General features: G+C 51.2%; 15 protein-coding genes. 11 read left to right on the top strand and 4 right to left on the bottom strand.

The window, feature by feature from the left end; all coding sequences use genetic code 11:
- The first annotated feature begins 39 nt into the window (after window positions 1-39).
- From menD to BUB27_RS12915, 5 genes are all read left to right on the top strand, one after another.
- Entirely contained in the window at window positions 40-1,617 is a 1,578-nt protein-coding gene (menD, locus tag BUB27_RS12895) for a 2-succinyl-5-enolpyruvyl-6-hydroxy-3-cyclohexene-1-carboxylic-acid synthase (protein ID WP_159434955.1), read from the top strand.
- On the top strand, window positions 1,614-1,898 hold the full coding sequence (locus BUB27_RS12900; RefSeq protein ID WP_143184256.1) for a hypothetical protein: 285 nt from the start codon (window positions 1,614-1,616) through the stop codon (window positions 1,896-1,898). The genes menD and BUB27_RS12900 overlap by 4 nt, the downstream gene beginning before the upstream one ends.
- 250 nt (window positions 1,899-2,148) lie before the next feature.
- The gene (locus BUB27_RS12905) at window positions 2,149-2,766 is read left to right on the top strand and encodes a YcbK family protein (RefSeq protein ID WP_143184257.1); all 618 of its coding nucleotides are present in this window, start codon (window positions 2,149-2,151) and stop codon (window positions 2,764-2,766) included.
- A gap of 159 nt (window positions 2,767-2,925) precedes the next feature.
- Window positions 2,926-4,272: a Trk system potassium transporter TrkA gene (gene trkA / locus BUB27_RS12910; protein ID WP_143184258.1), complete on the top strand. Its 1,347-nt coding sequence runs from the start codon at window positions 2,926-2,928 to the stop codon at window positions 4,270-4,272.
- A gap of 17 nt (window positions 4,273-4,289) precedes the next feature.
- Window positions 4,290-5,774 (top strand): TrkH family potassium uptake protein, encoded by a 1,485-nt coding sequence (locus BUB27_RS12915; protein WP_143184259.1) that lies wholly within the window; start codon window positions 4,290-4,292, stop codon window positions 5,772-5,774.
- A 116-nt stretch (window positions 5,775-5,890) separates the two neighbouring features.
- Here BUB27_RS12915 and aspS read toward each other — a convergent pair whose 3' ends face one another.
- Window positions 5,891-7,714 carry an aspartate--tRNA ligase gene (aspS, locus tag BUB27_RS12920; protein WP_143184260.1) on the bottom strand — a complete coding sequence of 608 codons (1,824 nt, stop codon included), beginning with the start codon at window positions 7,712-7,714 and terminating at the stop codon, window positions 5,891-5,893.
- A gap of 89 nt (window positions 7,715-7,803) precedes the next feature.
- A complete protein-coding gene (hisS, locus tag BUB27_RS12925) occupies window positions 7,804-9,093 on the bottom strand; it encodes a histidine--tRNA ligase (protein ID WP_143184261.1) in 1,290 nt (429 codons plus the stop codon).
- A 240-nt stretch (window positions 9,094-9,333) separates the two neighbouring features.
- On the opposite strand from hisS, the gene BUB27_RS12930 reads away from it, so the two are divergent.
- Window positions 9,334-11,184 carry a DNA topoisomerase IV subunit B gene (locus BUB27_RS12930; protein ID WP_200797121.1) on the top strand — a complete coding sequence of 617 codons (1,851 nt, stop codon included), beginning with the start codon at window positions 9,334-9,336 and terminating at the stop codon, window positions 11,182-11,184.
- A 2-nt stretch (window positions 11,185-11,186) separates the two neighbouring features.
- On the opposite strand, the gene BUB27_RS12935 is transcribed toward BUB27_RS12930, so the two are convergent.
- Complete coding sequence (locus BUB27_RS12935) at window positions 11,187-11,960, bottom strand: metallophosphoesterase (protein ID WP_143184263.1); 774 nt, start codon at window positions 11,958-11,960, stop codon at window positions 11,187-11,189.
- Window positions 11,961-12,108: 148 nt separating this feature from the next.
- On the opposite strand from BUB27_RS12935, the gene BUB27_RS12940 reads away from it, so the two are divergent.
- The 3 genes from BUB27_RS12940 to BUB27_RS12950 all read left to right on the top strand — a co-directional run bounded on the left by BUB27_RS12940 (window position 12,109) and on the right by BUB27_RS12950 (window position 15,910).
- Complete coding sequence (locus BUB27_RS12940; protein ID WP_143184264.1) at window positions 12,109-12,690, top strand: thioredoxin family protein; 582 nt, start codon at window positions 12,109-12,111, stop codon at window positions 12,688-12,690.
- A 68-nt stretch (window positions 12,691-12,758) separates the two neighbouring features.
- Entirely contained in the window at window positions 12,759-13,487 is a 729-nt protein-coding gene (locus BUB27_RS12945) for an AIM24 family protein (RefSeq protein ID WP_143184265.1), read from the top strand.
- Window positions 13,488-13,735: 248 nt separating this feature from the next.
- A complete protein-coding gene (locus tag BUB27_RS12950) occupies window positions 13,736-15,910 on the top strand; it encodes a sodium:solute symporter family protein (RefSeq protein ID WP_143184266.1) in 2,175 nt (724 codons plus the stop codon).
- A gap of 89 nt (window positions 15,911-15,999) precedes the next feature.
- On the opposite strand, the gene BUB27_RS12955 is transcribed toward BUB27_RS12950, so the two are convergent.
- Complete coding sequence (locus BUB27_RS12955; RefSeq protein WP_143184267.1) at window positions 16,000-17,127, bottom strand: M20 family metallopeptidase; 1,128 nt, start codon at window positions 17,125-17,127, stop codon at window positions 16,000-16,002.
- A gap of 86 nt (window positions 17,128-17,213) precedes the next feature.
- Here BUB27_RS12955 and BUB27_RS12960 point away from each other — a divergent pair, with 86 nt between their 5' ends.
- The gene (locus tag BUB27_RS12960) at window positions 17,214-20,033 is read left to right on the top strand and encodes a PD-(D/E)XK nuclease family protein (RefSeq protein ID WP_143184268.1); all 2,820 of its coding nucleotides are present in this window, start codon (window positions 17,214-17,216) and stop codon (window positions 20,031-20,033) included.
- Between the two features lie 60 nt (window positions 20,034-20,093).
- On the top strand, window positions 20,094-21,584 hold the full coding sequence (locus BUB27_RS12965; RefSeq protein WP_143184269.1) for a glycoside hydrolase family 75 protein: 1,491 nt from the start codon (window positions 20,094-20,096) through the stop codon (window positions 21,582-21,584).
- Window positions 21,585-21,598: the final 14 nt, after the last annotated feature.

Here is a 21,598-nt window from a genome sequence, read left to right on the forward strand (position 1 = left end):
ACCTTTGCATTTGAGTGGTGTTTTGTACGAATGCTCACAGTGAGTGAGACTTCCATTGGAAAACAGGTGATTGATGCCTGCCTGAGCGCAGGAATACGAGAATATGTGGTTTGTGCAGGGGCTAGAAACCTCTCATTGGTAGCGGCTCTGGCCGGGGCTGAGGAGGTGATTGTCTGGTCTCATTTTGAGGAGCGAGCTGCAGGCTTCTTTGCTCTCGGTAGAATGATGGATTCAAGGGAGCCTTGCGCTGTAGTCACGACAAGTGGTACTGCTGTGGCTGAGCTTTTGCCAGCAGTGATCGAGAGTCATTATCAAGGTCGTCCTTTGGTGGTTATCAGTGCAGACCGACCTGCGGGGTATCGTGGTTCTGGAGCACCGCAAGTGATCGATCAGGTAGGCATTTTTAATGCCTATGCCGAAAGTTGTATTGATGTGCGGACAGGGGCGGAGGAGTGTTTTTCTGGATGGAGTATGCGTCGTCCTTGGCATGTTAATGTCTGTGTGGAGGAGACGGATGCGATGATCGCCAGTGATGCTCAATTGGCAGAATTTAAGCCTGTACGGGAAAAGCTGGAAGTAGGTGGCTTGTTGAAGTTTTTTGATGCTTGCTGGCAAGGTGTGGTGGTCTGTCTGGGGGGTCTGGAGCCCGAGGATCGTGGTGAGGTCATGCATTTCCTGCAGGAGATCAAGGTTCCAGTTCTCGCAGATGCTACCAGTGGCTTGCGCGAGTTATTGGGCAATCTGGTGCTTGCCGATGGGGATCGCGTGCTTAAGAAGGTGAAGCCGGCTAAGGTCTTGCGCATTGGAGAAGTGCCTGTCGGTCGATTTTGGCGCGATCTTGAGGAGATGCCGGAAGTGGAAGTGCTTTCCCTCTCGAGAACGGGATTCTCGGGGCTGGCCCGTGAGAGCCAGGTAATCACTGGTCAGATCGGGCGGATTATCCGTGGTGTGGGGGAAATCGGTGAAGTGGGGGATGTGTTGGATCTACTTAAAGAGAATTCAAGACGCTGGAGCCAGATTGATGAGTTGCTTGAGTCATACCCGGATAGTGAGCCGAGCATGATCCGTACCTTGTCTATTTATGCGAGTATCGCCGATACGCTTTATCTTGGAAATAGTCTGCCAATCCGTGAATGGGCGCAATTTTCCCAGCGTGAGCATCCTATAGAAATCATCCGAGCTAATCGTGGTGCGAATGGGATTGATGGTCAGCTGGCTACCTGGGCGGGTCTGACCTACGGTACCGATGATGCCTGGTGTGTGGTGGGTGATTTGACCGCCATGTACGATCTCTCAGCGCCGGCTTTGCTCGATGGTTGTGAGGGGGGGGGACGCGTGATTGTCGTCTTGAATAACGGAGGGGGGAAGATTTTTGACCGCCTGCCGAGGGTGGCGAAGATGGATGGGCAAGTAAGGGATGTGATTGCTAACTCACACGGCTACAGCTTTGAGGCTTGGGCGGCGATGTGGGGAATGGATTATATGCGGGCAGACTCTGCGGAAGAGATGGAGGTCGAAGCGGGCGAGGTTCCTTTGGTCGTGGAAGTTTGTCCATGTGACAAGCAGACTCAGGCGTTTTGGAAAGCCTATGAGGCCATGGAAGGAGGGGGGGGATGAAGCAAGGAGGAATCGTCCAGACCTGCATTGTCATTGCTCGCGGTGTTCTGAATAGCAGAGATTTGCGGAGGAAGATGATGATGCAGCAAGTCATCATGCTGGTCCTGGCGATCGCTTTGGGGACCTGGCTGATTGATGATTGGCTGGATGATGGACCCGTACGCTTTTTGGTCTTCTGGGGAGGGGTAGGCCTCTTCGTGGTGATGCTCTGTTTATTTTGTATCTACGACATGCTCAAGGCCTGGAAAGAGGAGGTTGATGAGGATAAAAAAAATTACTAATCGCGCGCAAAGATCTCGATTTCTGAACACATGGTAATTACATGTGAAAGATGATGCTGATGTTTGTCGTAAGTTAATGAAATCCAGAGAGGTATAGGTTTCATTTTGAGCATTAATTGCACCCCTTCTTAGACAGATAGGGCAAAGTACTGTTCAAAAAAATACTAAAAAAGAGTGTAATTGCAGGAAAATCAGCGAATTACGAAATTTTCTCTGGCCAAATCATGAAAATCGTTTCACTAATCTTGCAATGCGAAACGATACGATAACCAGTGAAGGGACTCTGAGGAAGGTGGGTCGTCGTCGTTTCTTGGGGTTGTTGACCGCGTTCGGCAGTGGTCTACTCATGGCAGCTCAAGAAGCGAAGGCCGGACTTTTCTACAGTACAAAGTCAGTTGAAGGTATTCCACAGAGTTGGGTAAACCAAAAGGGCCTCGATGTTCTCCGCTATGCGAATTACATCAAAGGTTTGAAATTGAAAAACGTTACGCCACGTATGGTGCTTAAGCCACATTTTAAGACCCGTGGTAGAACCACAAACAGTTTGCCTCCTCGTCACATGTGGAGTCACATCGCAGGAACCCTGCGTGTTATTGACAAATTGGCAGCCCGTTTGAATGCGCCAGTGGATGACCTGCTCTCCATTTACCGCAGCCCGCAATACAACCGTGCCGTCCGCGGACGTTCCCGTTCCCAGCATATGGAGAATAGAGCGGTTGATGTGAAGTTCCGCGGTGTATCAGCTTGGACAGTCAGCTCGAATGCTCGCAAGCTGAGAAACGCTGGTCTCTTCAAGGGGGGCGTGGGGCGCTACAGCAGTTTCACGCACATTGACACCCGTGGGCACAACGCCGAATGGGGATTCTAAGAGAATGAGCTTCGGCTAAGAAGCGAATAGTTTTACACAAGCAAGTGACTTCGAGTCACTTGCTTGTTCTTTTTTAGGAAGCCTCATAGGTGTGGATTTTTTGCTGGCATAGTTAAGCTAAGTTGAAAGAATGCCGAGGCTCACCAGAGCAAGCAATTCATGAATATTATCATCATTGGGGCTGGCGAAGTTGGTAGGCATTTGGCTATCTCCTTATCAAGGGAAGCTCACAGCATTACCGTCATTGAGCGTAATGAGGTATTGGCCTCGGAGCTGGAGCAGACACTGGACGCCCGTGTTATGTGTGCTGATGGTACAAGTGTGGGAACTTTGTTGGAAGCGGGCATCGGGGAGTGTGATCTCTTCCTGGCGTTGACCAGTGAGAATACGATCAACGTGATGGCTGCCTCTGTCGCCAATAAACTGCAGGCAAAGAAAGTGATCGCTCGTGTGCACCCAGAAGTGCAACGTGAGGAATGGCTCTTTGATTACCGGGGACATTTCGGTATCGATCACATCTTTAGCTCAGAGAGACTGAGTGCGATCGAGCTAGCAAAGTTTATCCGGAATCCAGATTCACTCATGGTCGAGGAGATTGCCCGCGGACGTATCGAGCTGCAGCGTGTTCGTGTTAACGGCAAGAGTGATGTCATCGGGAAAAAGCTCAAGGATATCAAAGCCCCTGAGCGTACACGGATTGCCTCAGTCACGCGTGGAGAGGTGGATTTCATTCCTACCGCTCAGGATGCTCTCGAGGAGGGAGACAAAGTCACGATTTTCGGTGAGCCTCGAAAGCTGAGATCTCTGGCGGATAGACTTCAGAAAGGAAGTCAGGAGGACCGTGAGCTAAGGGTGGTGATTTTTGGCGGCGGTGAATATGGCTTTACCCTCGCCCAGATGCTGGAGAGCTGGAACTGCCGAGTACGCATCTTTGAGAAAGACCCGAGAAGGGCGCAGGAGCTGACCGATCGTCTTGCCAATACCACGGTGATCAACACGGATGGTACGGTTCTTGCAGAGCTTGAAGAAGAGCAGGTAGGTGAAGTCGATTTCTTTGTGGCTACCAGTGGGAGTGATGAGGATAACGTGATGACCTGTCTCCAGGCCAACAATCTGGGAGCGAAGAACTGTCTGACTCTGATTCACCGAGCTGACTATGCTCAGGCGATTTCTGGAAGCGGCCGTCACTTTGGAATGCTGGCTGCTGTCAGTCCCAGGGAAGCCACGCGTCGTGACCTAGAGAAATTTATTACCTCGGACAAATTCCACGTCGTCAAAAAGATTGGTGCTGGAGAAATTATTGAGACCTCTGTGGAGAAGGGCTCCATTGTCGCGGGTAAGATGGTCGGGGAAATCGACTGGCCGGAAGGCTGTATTCTCGTTGCCCGTATGCACGGGCTCCATGCGGCGGTGCCAGGACCTGATGATGTGCTAGAGTCCGGTGATTTGGTTTACGCCATGGTTACGCCTAAAGTGCGTAAGCAATTCTTAAAGCTAGTTCGCTAATTTGAGCTGAAACAGCCATGAATTTTCGTATCCTTGCAAAAATACTCGGAGCCTTGTTGGTCTTGGAAAGTCTGGCGATGGCGGTCTGTGGAATATTTACGATTATTGATCCACTTCGGCATTCAGAGTCTTCTCCGCAGTCCTTGTTCTATGGGGCTCTCATAACGGCTGTGGTAGGTGGAGTAATGATGATTTTGGGTATCGGGAAAATTCATAAAATCCCCAGACGTGAAGGTGTAGTGATTGTGGGGATGGGCTGGATTCTGTCCGGAATCTTTGGAGGTTTACCTTATGTGCTTGGGGAGCCAAGCATGCACCCGGCGGATGCTTTGTTTGAGAGTGTCTCGGGCTTCACGACTACAGGTTCTACGGTGATGACGGACATTGAGTCATGGCCTCGCGGTATTCTCATGTGGCGCTCCGTGACCCAGTGGCTTGGAGGTTTGGGGATTCTGGTATTATTCGTGGCCTTGCTGTCCTACTTGGGAGTGGGTTCGAAGTCTCTCTTTCGAAATGAATCTTCGTTTCAGACAGGTGAAGTGAGCACGGCTCGTATACGAGATACTGCCCTCAGCCTGTGGAAGGTCTATATCTCGATTACGACTCTGTGTCTTCTGGGTCTCAAGTTCATGGGGCTGACTTGGTACAATGCGATTAGTCATGCCTTCACTGCGGTCTCCACGGGGGGCTTTAGTCCACACAATGCGAGTATTGGCTATTACTCAGACTGGGGAAATGGCTGGATGATTGAGCTGTGGCTGAGTTTGTTCATGCTGGCTTGTAGTGTGAGTTTCTTGATCTGGGTAGTGATCGTGAAGAAGCGCTGGAAGCGTCTGAAGTCAGAGGAGGAAGGCAAATGGTTCTCTCTTGTGTGTCTGGGGTCAGCCTTCCTGATTGCTTTCGGATTGGCGCATCAGAATAGTGAGGGGTATCTGGAGGCTTTGAGGCATGCTTGGTTTATCGTGGTCTCCATTGCCTCGACCACGGGGTTTGGTACGGTTGATTATGAAGTCTGGCCTAGTTACGCGCTGATCATTCTGGGGATTCTCATGTTTCTGGGTGGTTGTTCCGGTTCTACTGCTGGTGGCCTCAAATTGAGCAGACTGATTGTGTTCCTGAAAACCGCGCGTTTTGAGGTGGTGAAGGCATTTCGTCCCAACAAGGTTTTCCCGATGCAGGTGAACGGAAATTCACTCGGTCCGGATGCTCGTTCCCAGATTGTGATTTTCATGGCTCTCTACAGCTTCATCGTCATGATTTCAGCCCTCTTCATGGGGATGCTCGAGTACAGTACAGGTATTGATATGGAAACCTCGCTCGGTGCTGTGCTGGCAACTTTGCCAAACATTGGTCCTGGATTTGGGGCTGTGGGGCCTACGGACAATTTCGCGCACTTCATGCCAGCCACGAAGATCTTCCTCTGCTTGCTGATGATTCTGGGGCGTTTGGAGCTCTATGCCGTTCTTGTGCTCTTCATTCCTTCTCTTTGGAGGAAGTATTAGTCAGATTCCCTGAGTTCGCTGAGTAGTCTGGATGTGCCGGACGTCAGGACAGTAAAAAAGCCAGCACCTTTTGGATGCTGGCTTTTGTATTAAAGGAATGAAATGGGTAGGCTGGCTTAGGCTTGAGGTGCAGGCTGTGGCTGTGGCTTTGGCTTGTCCTTCTTGGCTGTGCTCTGGATGTAGAGTTCACGCAGTTGCTTGAAGTCGACTTCCGCAGGGGAGGCAGACATGAGGTCTGCACCACGGTTGTTTTTCGGGAAGGCGATGACTTCACGGATGGAGTCTGTGCCGCAGACGAGCATCGCGATACGGTCGAGGCCGAGAGCGAGACCACCGTGTGGAGGAGCTCCGAAGGAGAATGCATCAAGGATGTGACCGAACATGGTCTTCTTCTCCTCTTCAGTTACGCCGAGAGCGGTGAACATAGCGTCCTGCAGGTCGGCTTCGTGGATTCGGATGGAGCCACCACCGAGCTCGTAGCCGTTGAGGACTACATCGTAGGCCTGGGCGCGGAGATCAGCGTACTCACCATTCTTAAGCTTCTCCTCGTCCTCTTTGACAGGGCGGGTGAATGGGTGGTGAACGGCATGCCAGCGACCTTCTTCGTTGTCATAGGCGAGAAGTGGGAAATCAGTAACCCAGAGGAAGTTCAGCTCGGTGTTGCCTTCGAGCAGATTCTGCATGTCAGCACACATGAGGCGAACGCGGCCAAGAACTTCACAGACTGTCTCCCAGTCGCCAGCACCGAAGAGAACGAGGTCGCCTTCTTCGATGTTCATAGTGTCCTTCAGGGCAGCGAGTTCGCCTTCGCTGAGGAATTTGGTGATTGGGGAGCGCCACTCGGATGGCTCAGCTCCGCGGGCCTGGATGTAGGCAAGGCCCTTGGCGCCAGCTTCGATAGCGGCTTTGGTGAGTTTGTCGATCTGACCTACGGAAGCTCCAGCGAAGCCCTTGGCGTTGATCGCCTTGATGCAACCACCTGCCTTGAGTGCGCCAGAGAATACCTTGAACTCGGAGTTGGCGAAGACCTCGTCGAGAGCTGTAAGGTGCATGTCGAAGCGGCGGTCAGGCTTGTCGGAACCGTAGGTGTTCATTGCCTCCTCGTGGGTGAGACGGTCGAACTTGACTGGTGCGTCTGCACCAATGGATTCCTTGAAGATGCGGCCGAGAAGCTTTTCGACGAGAGTCATCACATCGTCTTGGTTGACGAAGGAAGCTTCGATATCAATCTGAGTAAATTCAGGCTGACGGTCGGCGCGAAGGTCTTCATCACGGAAGCAACGTGCGATCTGGAAGTATTTTTCAATACCACCACACATCAGGAGCTGCTTGTACTGCTGTGGAGCCTGTGGCAGCGCGTAGAAGCTGCCCGGGTGCAGTCGGGATGGTACGAGGAAGTCACGAGCACCTTCTGGTGTGGACTTGGAAAGGATTGGGGTCTCGATTTCGAGGAAGCCGTCTTCGTCCAGTACGTCACGAGTAGTCTTGGTGATGCGGTGGCGAAGCTTCATGTTGCGAGCCATGCCTGGACGGCGAAGGTCGAGGAAACGGTACTTGAGACGCATGTCCTCGTTGTTGATTTCCTTGTCGAGCTGGAATGGAAGAACCTCGGAGCGGTTAATGATGTTGAGCTCAGAAACGGAAACTTCGATGGAGCCGGTGGCAATCTCAGTATTCACGGTGGACTTGCCGTCGATTTCTGGGCGGAGTTCTACTTCACCAGTGATCTGGATCACGTCTTCGTGGCGGAGAGTCTTGGCGACCTCGGCGATCTTGGCGTTGGTTTCCGGGCGGAAAACACACTGGGTCACGCCATCGCGGTCACGCAGGTCGATGAATGCAACGCCACCGTGGTCACGATTGGAATTCACCCAACCGATGAGAGTGACGGTTTTACCGATGTCGGAGTGGTGGAGTTCGTTGCATGTATGCGTTCTCATAGTATTTAAAATGAAGAAAGGTTGAGCCGCTGGGTGTAGCGGGTTGAAAGGGATTGTCGAGTCTAAGGTTGGTCAGTGTACTCAGGATACTAAGCAATGAGCGGGCCATCCGGCTGAGTGAGTCTTTCTTGGATGACTTCCACGACAGATTCTTCTGCTGAAATCGTCACCTCGGTACGTGATTCGAGGATCTTGAGCTGCATTTCCGGATACTCGGCACCGATGATCAATGCGAAACGGGCACCGGAACTTTGGGCTGATTTGAACTGCTTATTGAATTTAGTCGGAGTCATAGAGAAATCCACTTTGATTCCGGCAGTTCTCAGGTCCGCGATCGCTTTGAGGGCGTTCGGGCGTTGGTCTTCGTCAGCCACGACTACATAAACCTCACAAGCAGGCTGGTTCTGCAGCCAGCATTCCAGCTGCATCAGCGCGTGTGGAGTTTCCTCGATGAAGTTGCGGATGACCACGTCACCCATCGCGAAACCGGTGCATGGGAGATCCACGGCTCCGTCGGAGAGGCCCTTGATAAGCTCATCGTAGCGGCCGCCACCAGCGATGGCTCGCATGGACTTGGAGGTGTCGAAAATCTCGAAAACGGTACCCGTGTAGTAGGCGAGGCCACGCACGATGGTGAGATCGAGCTGCAGGTATTCGCCGAGGCCTCGTGCTGTCAGGTCTGCCTGGATCTGCTGGAAGGCAGGGGAGGCGTTGGCTGGATCATTGATGAACTCGCGGACTTGTTCCTCGGTGAGGTCGTACTTGGCGAGCTTCTCGGCGAGCACTTCTGGCTTGTCGCGCTCGATTTTGTCGATGATCTGGAGGAAGGCGGTGGTGTCCTCGATGCCGCGTTCGGAGCAGAAACGCAACCAGGACTCACGGTCAGAGGCGCGAATGACGAAGTCCTTCTTGGTGAAGCCAAGGGCTAGCATAGTGTCGATAGCTAGCGCAATCAGCTCGGCATCGGCAGCGGGATCTGCTTCACCGATGATGTCGGCATTGAACTGGATGAATTCCCTGGTACGGCCCTTCTGTGGCTTTTCAAAGCGGAAGCAAGGTCCGATCTCGAACCACTTCATCGGCTTCGGGTAGTTGCGCTGGTTGGCGCCAACCATGCGGGCAAGGGAGGCAGTCACCTCTGGGCGGAGGGTGATGTCGCGGCCGCCTTGGTCCTCAAAGCGGAAAAGCTGCGTGGGGAGCTCATCACCGGTCTTCTTGAGGTAGAGTTCGGTAGATTCCACGATAGGAGCCTCGTACTCTACAAAGCCGTAGCGCTGGGCGACGCCGCGCCAGGTTTCAAAGAGATAGTTGCGGATCGCGCAGTCGCGTGGGGCGAAGTCCCGGAAGCCGGGGAGAGAGTTGAAATTTGGTTTGGACATGACCTGAAAAACGAAAAGGTGGAAAGTCACCGGCGCGCTGCGCCGTCTCGGGGCGGCGATGTAAGCAGCGACAGCCCTCATGGGCAAGGATGGAGTGGGGAATCTTGGGGGAGACGGATGGCTTCCGCAAATTTGCAGTTGGAGGTTAGAAAAGCATGGTTTAGTGAATTGGGGAGCAATAGGGATTGCGGGCTTGCGATATTTAAGTCAAGTTAAGCATCTCAGGATCGATTTACCATTATGGCAAGTTACACAGAAGACGATATCAAGAGTTTGGACTGGAAGGAGCACATCAGGCTGCGTCCTGGTATGTATATCGGTAAACTTGCCGATGGCTCCAATCCAGAAGATGGTATCTACATCCTTCTCAAGGAGGTGATGGACAACTCGATCGACGAGTATGTCATGGGCTTTGGTAATGAGATTACTGTCAGTATCGACGAGGAAAGCCGGGTGGAGGTACGTGACTACGGCCGTGGTATCCCACTGGGCAAGCTGATGGACTGTGCGGCCAAGATCAACACGGGCGCCAAGTACGACTCCGAGGCCTTCAAAAAGTCCGTGGGTCTGAATGGTGTCGGTATCAAGGCGGTGAATGCTCTTTCCGATTTCTTCGAAATCCAGGCCTGGCGTGATGGTGAGACGAAGTCCATCGAGTTCAGCAAGGGCAACGTGGTGGAAGAAATGAAGACTCCTCGTAAAGAGGAAGCTACCAATGGTACACGCATCGCCTTCGAGATTGACCGAGAAATTTTCCCCAAGAAGACCAAGTACCGCTCCCAGTTCGTGGAGAAGATGTGCCGCTACTACACCTACCTGAATCCAGGTTTGGCCGTGGTGCTTAATGGCAAGAAGTACAAGTCCAAGAATGGTTTGTTAGATCTTCTCAAGGAGGAGATGGATCAGGAGGCGCTCTATGATCCTATCGTCCTTTCAGGCAAGGATCTGGATATTACCTTCACCCACACGATGGAGAGTAGTGAGGACTACTATACCTTCGTGAATGGGCAGCACACCACACAGGGTGGTACCCACTTGGCGGCTTTCCGTGAGGCGGTGGTCAAGGTGCTGAGAGATTTCTACAAGAAGCAGTATGACCCGAGCGATATCCGTGCCGGTATCGAAGCGGCGATCAGTATCCGGGTGGAAGAGCCAGTCTTCGAGAGTCAGACAAAGACTAAACTAGGCTCCACGACAGTTTCACCAAAAGGGGAGACTGTACGTACCTTCATGCTAAACTTCCTGAAGGAGCACCTCGATAACTACCTGCACAAGCACCAGGATGTGGCCGAAGCTCTGCAGAAGAGAATTCTTCTGGCTGAGAAGGAGCGCAAGGATCTCAAGGGCATCAAGAAACTCGCTCGTGAGCGTGCTCGTAAAGCCAAGGTGCACAACAAGAAGCTGCGTGATTGCCGAGCTCACCTCGATACCAAGCACAAGCGCCGTGAGGAGACGACCGTATTTATTACCGAGGGTGATTCAGCGAGCGGTTCCATTACTAAAAGTCGGGATGTAGAGACCCAGGCGGTATTCTCTCTTCGTGGTAAGCCTCTTAACAGCTATGGATTGACTAAGAAGATCGTCTACGAGAACGAGGAATTCAACTTGCTCCAACATGCTCTCAATATCGAGGATGGTCTGGAAGGGTTGCGCTATAACAAAGTTGTGATCGCGACCGATGCCGATGTGGACGGGATGCACATCCGTCTCCTGCTCCTCACCTTCTTCCTGCAGTTCTTCCCGGAAATGGTTCGAGAAGGGCACGTCTATATTCTCCAGACACCACTTTTCCGTGTGCGTAATAAGAAGGAGACCTTCTATTGTTATGACGATGAGGAACGAGAGGCCGCGATCAAGAAATGTGGTAAGGCTGCTGAGATCACCCGATTCAAAGGTCTTGGTGAGATTTCACCAGACGAGTTCGCCTTCATGATCGGCGATGACATGCGTCTGGACCCTGTGACAATGGAAGAGGGTAAGAGTCTGAAGGAAATGCTCGCCTTCTACATGGGCAAGAACACTCCGGACCGCCAGCTCTACATCATCGACAACCTCCGTGAGGAAGTGTTGAGAGAAGATGTGGCTGTTTAATCTTATTGAGCTCTGTATCTCTCAAGCTCATCTTCCAAATCAATCACTAACTCAGGCTCGAAACCTGTGTTGGGTGAGTCCACATAGGCCCTGGGGTTTGAAAGAATTCTCGTCTTTCCTATATTGTAGTCTTGGGAATGGTGGATGTGGCCGTGTATCCAGAGCAGAGGGTTGAGTTCTTCAACCAAGTCGTCTAGATGGGAAGTATAGGCGCAGCTGATTAATTCATTCCTTCGTTGATGGGGGAGTGATCTTATGGAGGGGGCGTGGTGTGTGATGATTATGGAGTTGGCCGGATCACCACTTTCCATAAATTTCGTCATCTTCGATATAGTGCCAGCATGCTGAAACTGAGTATCGATAGGTCGTAGTTTGCGATAGGTTGAGCTATGACGAATACGTTTATAGTCGTTCATTCTGAGCGCTTCGACGCCACCTACCAGTGGGTCGCCGTGTAGAGACATATCGGTCCATAGTGTAGCGCCAAAAAATCGATATCCTTTATGCTCGAAGACATTGTTCTCTAATATGTGGATATTGGTGCCTTCGCATAACTCTTTCAGTTTGCTAGAAAGTTTGGGGAGTTTTTCTCCATAGTACTCGTGGTTGCCAAGTATATAGAGGGTAGGGACATCAGGGATATTCTCTATCGCCCATTTGGCTCCATTGAGTTTTACATGAGTATCACCAGCTAAAACCACGAGATCGGCATCTACTTTTGGGTAGTCAAAAGAGCCGAATTCGAGGTGAAGATCACTGAGGACATGGATACGCATTGAGCTTGATGGTTGTTAGTGTCAGGCTATGCTGAATGAGTATCCTGATAAAAGGATAAACAAAGTAGACTGATGCCAGAACTTTAAGATTTAGGGTTGCCGCTCAGATGTGTGGTGCCATTGTCATTTAAACAATTTTCCAAGCACTATGGCAGAGGTACCATCTACATTCACACTAGAGGCGGGGCAGAAGGCTCCGGGATTTGAACTTCCAGATGCACAGGGCGCGATGCATTCGCTGGAGTCCGTGATGGGGAAGAAGGGGACGCTGGTGATCTTTGCCTGCAATCACTGTCCTTTCGTGATCCATCTGGCGAAGGAGGTCGGTGCGATGGCTGCGGAGATGAAGGACTGGGGGGTGAGTACGGTGGCGATCAGTGCCAATGATATCGAGAAGTACCCTCAGGATGCTCCTGACAAGATGGCCGAATTTGCCAAGGAGTATGGCTGGGATTTCCCGTATCTTTACGATGAATCTCAGGGAGTAGCGAAAAGCTACTACGCAGCGTGTACTCCAGATTTCTTCCTGCTGGATGGCGATGGCTGTCTCTACTACGCAGGACAGTTTGATGATTCTCGTCCGAAGAATTCTCTACCAGTCGATGGCAAGGATCTAAAGATTGCCATCCGTGACTTGTTGGAGGATGCTCCCGCAAGCACTGCCACCAGACCAGCCACCGGGTGTAATATCAAGTGGAAGCCGGGCAATGAGCCTTCCTACTTTGGTTAGGCCGGCGTTACGGAATTGACCGTAATTTATAATAGCAGCTTACCAATTGTCTGTTAGGTGTAGTGGTAATGAATACTACTACACCACCACCTCTGACAGCTGCGGGTTCCGCCCGCTCACTAGAACAATTTTTGGCAGATACTGCGCAACGTGATCGTGGTCAGGGAGTCTTTGAGTTGGAATCTCCACGTATCCTGGAGGTGAATCTTGATGGGAAGATGAATACCAAGATGGGGTCCATGGTGGCTTATCTGGGAAACATCAAGTTCAAGCGCGAGGGGATACTGGACCAAGGTGTTGGCAATCTTCTGAAGAAGGCTGTCTCCGGTGAGGGAATGAAGGTCAGCTATGCCGAGGGTAATGGTAAGCTTTATCTCTCAGATACTGGTAAGAAGATTATCGTTCTCAAGCTAGAGAACGAATCAATCGTCGTGAACGGCAATGACGTATTAGCCTTCGAACCGTCACTACAGCACAAGATCACTATGATGCGCAAGATCACCGGCATGATGGCTGGCGGACTCTTTAACGTGCGCTTTGACGGTAGTGGTCTCTTGGCTATCACGAGTCATTTCGAGCCATTGACTCTCAGGGTGACACCCGGGCAACCCGTTGTGACGGATCCGAATGCGACCGTGGCTTGGTCCGGCAGTCTCAATCCTCAGTTCAAGACCGATGTCTCTTTCAAAACCTTCCTGGGACGTGGCTCGGGTGAGTCTATCCAGATGCTGTTTGAAGGAGACGGCTTTGTCGTGGTACAGCCATACGAGGAAGTCTATTTCCAGTCAGGCAGTTAGATTTTGTTATCTTCTGACCCAATGCGTACCTGTGTCGCTTAATCAGGTACGCATTTTTTGCTTATAATCATGTGATTTGCCCTTTGAATGTGTCATACAGGGTGTTCTGAGGCCTGAAAAAACAAGGATTTAAGGGAAATGACCCTGTTTGGCGGAAATCGTCACAACCCATGCCGAGATTAAAGATTGTCGGTACGCATCCTGCTGTCTAGTTTACAAGCTCGTCACTGACACACATAAAAATCATTATGGATAACTTAGCATTTGTACAACTAGGTACGCTTGATTGGGCAATCATAGCGGCCTTCTTTGTCGTTTCACTTGGAATTGGTGTATGGGCATCAAAATCTGCCGGTAAAGACTCCAAGGAATTCTTCTTGGGCGGTCGAAGCATGCCATGGTGGCTTTTGGGTGTATCCATGGTGGCGACTACATTCTCCACAGACACTCCTAACTTAGTGGCAGGTCTTGTTCGTGAGCAAGGTGTTGCAGGTAACTGGGGATGGTGGGGATTCTTGTTGTCAGGAATGCTGACCGTGTTCGTCTTTGCCAAGTTGTGGAGACGTTCCGAGGTGATGACAGATGTTGAGTTCTATGAACTTCGCTTCTCCGGTAACAGTGCAGCTTTCCTTCGCGGATTCCGATCCTTGTATCTTGGTTTGGTGTTCAACGTTCTGATCATGGGTGCCGTTAGTTTGGCTGTTGTGAAGTTCGGTGAAATTGTTCTTGGAGTACCAGGTTGGCAGACGCTGCTGGTAGCAGGCCTTGTTACCTTGGGATATTCCTCCATGGGTGGTTTGAAAGGTGTTATCTGGACCGACTTTGTGCAGTTTATTCTCGCGATGATTGGTTCAGTATGGGCTGTGTTCTATGTATTGAGCCTGGATGCTGTTGGAGGCATAGATACCATCCTGAATGCAAGTATGGTGGCTAGCAAAACTAGCTTGTTCCCAGATTTTACAGACGCGTCTGTCTGGATCCCTATGATTCTTGTGCCCCTTGCTGTCACTTGGTGGTCTACTTACTATCCGGGTGCAGAGCCTGGTGGCGGTGGCTACATCGTTCAGCGTATGCTCTCTGCTAAAGATGAAAAGAATGCCATTGGTGCTACCTTGTTCTTCAATATCGCTCACTATGCACTTCGTCCATGGCCGTGGATCGTACTTGCTCTGGCATCCATCGTGATGGTGCCAATGAAAATTGATAGTGATTACTCCAAAGGGCACCTCAAGCCTCATGAAGAAACAGTGAAGAGAGTTGAGGAGAAGATGGCAGAACATCCTGAAGCCTATTCTAAGATGGTAGCCGCTCTCGATACTAATGTAGCCAAGATTCAAGAAGACGCTGCTAAGCCTGACAATTCATCTGGCAGAGCTGCAGAGGCATTCAAAGCTAAGCTTGAGGATGCTGCCCGCCTGACATCTCTAGTTAAAGAGAATCCAGACTCCATTGAGGTCAAAACTCTGGCCTACTTGTGGCACGCTGATTCTTGGGATAAAGATGTAAAAGCATACAAGCAGTCTAAGAACCAAGCTGACCCAATTGCCAAAGAGGCATTGGTACACATGTATTTGGCTAACAACGTATCACTCGACAAGCTCGGTCAAGATTTGGGTTACCCAACCATGTTGACCCTCCTTCCTACTGGACTTATCGGTCTCGTGTCTGCCTCCCTGATCGCAGCATTCATGTCCACCATGTCAACCCAGGTTAACTTGGGAGCTTCATACCTCGTGAACGATTTCTATGCACGCTTTGTGAAACCAAAAGCTTCTCCTAAAGAATTGGTTCACATTGGTCGCTTGGTTACAGTGATCATGCTTGTTCTTGGTTCACTGGTAGGTCTTTACCTTACATCGGCGACTCAAGCGTTTAACCTCTTGCTTCTGATTGGTGCTGGTACAGGCCCAGTGTACATTCTCCGCTGGTTCTGGTGGCGTGTGAGTGCTGTTTCTGAAATCACAGCCATGGCTGTCGCTCTCTTCATGGCAATGTTTGTGACTTACTCTCTCCCTGGTATCATTGGCGAATCTGTTGCCAAAGACTATGCATGGCAGATTAACCTGATCAGTGCTCTGACAACGACAACGATCTGGATTGTGGTAACTCTTCTGACTAAGCCAACAACCCAGTCCGTCTTGCTTGATTTCTACTCCAAAGTTCAACCTGGTGGCCCTGGTTGGTCCAAGGTTCACAAGATTGCTGAGTTGGAAGGACGCGACCTTTCATTGATCAAAGAAGGCTGGGACGTGCCAACAGGTATTCTGTGCACCATCTTCTCATCCCTTGGTGTATACACAGCCCTGTTTGCCACTGGTTACTTGATCTATGGAGACGTAACACAGGCCATTATTCAGCTGGTTATCAGTGTAGTCAGCTTTGGTCTGGTCTTCAAGTTGTGGAGAAAACTGAAGATGTCCTAATACGACCGAGATACATTCAAAAACAAAACACCTGCAGGGTTCGCCCTTGCAGGTGTTTTTTATTTCAGAGAGGTGAGGAGCAGTCTGGCTTATTCTGCGAGGGACTTGATGAAGTTCGAGAAGAAGGCATGGCCTGCTTCGAGGTCGGAGATCTTGATGAACTCGTCTTTGGTGTGTGCCTGATTGATAGAGCCGGGGCCGAGGCAGATGGAAGGAAGGCCAACCGCTGAGAGGTGGGCTGCATCAGAGAACCAAGGAGCGCCGACGAGCTGGCAGCTTGGGTTTGCTTTGATGATTTGTTGGATCATTGTATTGTCCTCGGGGGTTGCCATCGGTGGGTTCTCGTGGGCGGAGAGAATCTCTAGTGGGAGGTTCATTTCCTCCAGAAATGATGTAACCAGTGGTAGCGCTCCACCAGCTTCCATCAGGTCTGGAGTGGTGCGGATATCGATTTCAGCTTGGGCAAAGTCTGGGACGATGTTCGGGCGTGTGCCGCCTTGGATCGTACCTACATTCAAGGTCGAGTGACCAAGGACAGGATGGGTAAAGGTGGCGAGTCGGTTAGAAAGCTTGCGGTTGATGAGATCCAGCGAGCGGGCGAGCGTCATGATGGCATTGGAGCCCCGTTCTGGCTGAGAAGCGTGAGCTGCAGTTCCTCTGGCAGCAAGCGTGAGCCAGAGAGATCCCTTGGTTGTGTAGACGATATCTAGAGAAGTGGGTTCGCCCGCGATGGCAAAAGAGTATTCGTCTGCGTGATGTTTGGCGAAGTGCTTGGAACCATGTTGTGAAGATTCCTCAGCCATGAAGGCGACGAAGTCGACAGCGATCGGTAGAGTGGCGAGCAGATCTTTGTTTTCGATGAGGGCCGTGAGCATGGCGGCCATGGGGCCTTTGGTGTCCGATGCACCACGGCCGATGATCGTATCGTCCACGACGTCCCCGCAGAACGGGTCAAAGACCATGCCGCTGACTCCCACGGTGTCTGTGTGAGGTCCGAAAAAGATGCGTGGTCTGTCTGTGGGGCCGGGACAGCGCGCGATCAGGTTTGGCCTGCCGGGAAGAACTTCTTCTAGAGTGACTTCGAAACTATGAGAGGTGAGGAGATCTCTCAGGTATTCAGCGATCCGTTGCTCGCCTACTTGGTCTGTACCGGGATCATTGTCCGGGTTCACGCTGGGGATCCTGATGAGTTCTTGGAGAAGTTGAGTCGTGGTCATGGCTACGACTGCATAGCTAGCAGAAATCCTGCCACGGCACAGCCCGGAATGTATTTCTTGGAGAATAGTTTTGCTGTCGGGGGAGGATGGCCTCTACTATCCGCGTGATGCAAGGCGAGCTCGATTTTGGAGTGCAAGTGAAGCGGGAATTTCTAGGGTGGGAGTCTCCCTTGCTGAATCTGCTTGTGGACTGGCTGATGATTCGGCGCGATGAACTGGCAGAGATGGCGGTAGTCGTACCTACTGGTCAGAGTGGACGGCGTCTACGTGAGGCTCTGGCTCGCAGTGGTGGTGTACTCGCCCCCAAGGTGATGACGATTGGCTCGCTAAGTAAGCGTACCGATGTAAGTAAGCAGATTATGGATTTGGCAGCCTGGGTGAAAGTGCTCAGGAAGAGCAGACCCGAGGATTTTCGTGGTTTGTTTCCCAAGGACCCTTTGGATGGGGCCAGCGAAGGTTTTGGTTGGGCCTTGTCTATGGGGCGGCAGCTAGCGGACCTGAGATGGGATCTAGAAGATTGTGGTGTCAGTGTGCGTGAGGCTGGCTGGAAGTCCATGGAGTCAGAGCGCTGGGAGGATCTCTCCAGCTTAGATCAGCAGGTGACACAGCAACTAAAAAAGTGGGGACAGCCAAAGACTCTCTCGGAGTTGAATCTGGGAGCTGGTGTTAAGCAGGTCGTTCTTGCGGGGATCTGTGAGCTGGGATCGGTAACTCGCTCAGATCTGAAGAGCTTGTCAGGCCGGGACGTTTTGGTGACAGCTCTTGTTCATGCTCCAGAGTTTTTGAAATCACGCTTTGATGAGTGGGGGTGCCCAAATGATTCGTGGTGCGAAGAGGAAATTCCAATGCAGGACTGGAAGGATAAAATCCGTGTGGTGGAGGATCCTGCGCTTGCGGCTCAGTATGTGGTGCGGAAGGTTGGCCGGCAATCGCTCAGACCTGAGGAGCTAGGCCTAGGACTTTGCGACCGTGAGTTGGGAATTAGTCTTCAGCGAGCCTTTGGTGACGCCGGATGGAAGCTTTATGACCCCGATGGTAAATCAGTGGAAGCTTCAAACGTTGTCCAATTTTTGAGGCTTTTGTTAGAGTGGCTTAAGCCGTGGAGACCCATCAAGGCATTCCGAAGTATGCTCAATTTGGTAGAAATGGAAGGGTTCCTGCCAGAGGGGGCGAACCGCTATCTTCTAGTTAAAGAGCTGGATGAGTATCTGGAAAAAAGACTGCCCGAGAGTTCTACGGACACGGTGGGAAGAATGCCCGCTGGCCACTTAAGGTCAGCCATGGAGGTTTTTCTGGATGAGACCCGAAAGCTGGAAGAAGGGAGCGGTGTCCGCGCACTACGTGGGTGGGTAGCACGAATTCTTGGTCGTGGAGATAGAGAGGTGGCCAAAGTGCTCGTGGAGCCCCTAGCAGAGGTTTTTGAGGTGTTAGAGGGGATCGAGTCCAAAGAAGGCTCAATGCAGGTAGAGCATGCTGTCGAGTACCTTCTGGAAGCCAGCAAGGGACTCAGGGTCTATGGAGACTTGGAAGGTGCTGTCCTTAACATGGAGGGCTGGCTGGAGCTGATCTATGATCCGGCTCCTCATGTTTTTTTGGTAGGTATGCATGAAGGTGCGGTACCCGAGAGCCTTCCGGAGAATTCTTTCTTGCCGGAAAATTTTAAGGAATCGATTGGAATGCCAGGAGCCAAGCAGCGCTATGCCAGAGACAGCTATCTCATGCATGCATTATGGGAGAGCCGCGCTAGTGTAGATGTGGTTGTCTGTAAGGTAAATGACGCGGGAGATCCCAAGACTGTTTCTAGACTGTTACTAAGAACTTCCGGTCAGGATCTTGCGGAGCGGGTAAAGTTACTTTTCGGTGAAGCCCAAGAGAAGGCACCGAATCCAAGTGCGTGGACGAGGGACTGGAAGCTTAAGATTCTTGAGCGCGATAACCCGTATCGTGTGGAGGACAATGAGAAGGTGCGAACCTTGTCGCCAAGTGCACTACGTGATTACTTGAAGTGCCCATTCCGATTCTATCTTAAGAGAGTCCTTAAGATGGAGCGCTACCAAGCAGGAAAAATGGAACTTAATGCCATGGATTTTGGTAATGTGGTGCACGAGGTTGTAGAGACTTTTGGTCGTGATGAGGAAATCAGGGAGTCGACAAAGGCGCAGGAAATCGCAGCTTATTTTGATGCGGTTCTGGATCGCGTCCTGGAGTCGCGCTATGGATCAGAGCCGAGTCTCGCGATTCGTATTCAGGTAGAGAGTGCTCGTGAACGCCTGAGAGCTTTGGCTCATAAACAAGCTGATCAGCGTGCTGATGGCTGGAGGATCCAGCATGTGGAATTCTCCATAGGCGAGCGGAAGGAAGGAAAAGAAAGCCTGCCCTGGCAGGTGGGAGGTCATCCCGTGAACATGGTACTAGATAGAGTGGACCGTCACGAAGTCACTGGGCAGATACGTATTCTCGACTATAAGACTTCAGCCAAGGCAAAGACTCCAATGATGGCTCATTTGACTAAATGGGTAGAGGAAGAGTGCAGGCCTTTGTTAGGAGAGCTTCTACCATTGGCTACAGGCAGAGGTAAAAAGCTTATTGAGAATCGGTGGAAAGATCTGCAGCTGCCTCTCTACGCCTGGTTTGCGATGGAGCATTTCAAAAGTGATGAGATCCCAGAGATAGGATATATCAACCTTCCTAAGGCCGTCTCCGAGACTGAGTTCTCGCTATGGAGCGGCTTTGATGAGGTTCTCTTGGATTCGGCAAAAGAATGGACGCTAGGAGCCGTCAAAGGAATCGAGGAAGGTCGCTTTTTTGAGCCTGCTGAATTACCTCGAGCGGAGCAAGAGTGGGATGAATTTCATCTCTTGGCCATGGATGGCATCCGCGAAGCATTTGACTTTCAAGAGATGTAGTAGATTCCTGATTTTTAGGTTTTCAGACTAGAATCCTGTGGCAGATTCTAGTGTCTGAATATGAGTGATCGGTCGAAGGAGTCTTTACTAGAGGAAAACAGAGAGCAGAAAGCTGGAGCAGCAGGCTTTCCGTGGATAAGAGCGTCTGTTTTTGTATTGGTGTGTTTTGCTGTCATTGTTCCCTTTACGTCAGTACCAGAGAAACTCAAAGACTATGCTAAGGAGGTCTATGCTGCTCGACGGGCGGCTAATACCCCATTGCCTCCACCTAAAGAACCTGTAGCAGAAACCACGCCTGAGGAAGAAATTCCACCACTTCCCAAGCCTGTCGTGGTGGAGCCTGAGGAGCCAGAAGAGCAGATTGTTCCACCACAGGATCATACGGTGGAATCAGGCGGAGACATCCGCAAGATGTACAAAGGTTTTAAGTTAAAAACTCATGTCAATGTGGACAAGGGCGACTTGGCCTCTCAGGAGAGAGGGGATGAGGAAAGCTATACCGCCGAGTACACCCTGAACATCAACCTGCCACAGCCTTCCAAGACGATGAGTGAACTCAGTAAGGTGAATCCTAAGCTGGATGCCATCTTGCCGGGCCTTGCCTCCATGGTAGAGGATGCTGAGGTTTCTGGGTTTTACTATAACCTTTATCAGAACAAGGTCGATAGGTTGAAACGGGATGCGCTGAAATTGAACGTCCTTACCACGAAGCACAATTTCTATGATTGTGAGACAATTCTCAATCTTAGCCATCCAGAGAGTAAGCGCAAAGTACTGCTGATGCAGGCCGATATGGATGTAGTGTCTGACGGTTCGGACGGGGACCGTTTGTCGACAATGCCTGATGAGATAGTCAACTCAACGCATTACCAGCCCTTTACGAGTTATGGGTGGCCGAAGCAGACTAGAACGGAGAATCCAATGGTAGCTGGCTGGAAGAAGCGGATCGAAAATGCCAAGAAGGAGATTGCCGACCCTGCTACCAAGGAGGCTCGCAAGCAATGGCTCAAGGATCGTATCGAAATGCTGAAGCGCGGGATCGCTGATATGAAGGCGCGAAGTTTCCTGATAGCAGAGTATGATCCATTCATCGTGATGCCTGTGAATGTGATCACGAACCGGGATGATAAGCATGCTGCCAAGGTGGGCGACTACGCAGTTGTGATTCATGACGGAAAGGTCTATCCAGCGATCGTAGGGGACGGAGGTCCTACTTTTAAAGTGGGTGAAGCATCCTTGCGCTTGGCTAAAGAGATTAACGCGAACTCCTCTCCCTACAGAAGACCTGTGTCCAATCTCACGGTGACCTACATCGTCTTCAGTGGTAGCCGGGATGCTGACAAGTCAGCACCTGATTACAAGAAGTGGCACCAGGAGTGCAGCAGTCTGCTAGAGGAGATCGGTGGGCTAGGTGAGGGCTACGAACTTCATCAATGGGAGGATCTGTTAGCCAAGACACCAGAGGCTGCCGACGAAGTAGAGGAAGATGCTGCGGCTGAAGCAGAAGAAAGTGGCGAAGATGCCGAGCAAGAAAAAGCCCCGCAAGAATAGAGCGGGGCTGCATG

The organism is Rubritalea squalenifaciens DSM 18772 (genome assembly GCF_900141815.1).
GTDB classification, from domain to species: Bacteria; Verrucomicrobiota; Verrucomicrobiia; order Verrucomicrobiales; family Akkermansiaceae; genus Rubritalea; species Rubritalea squalenifaciens.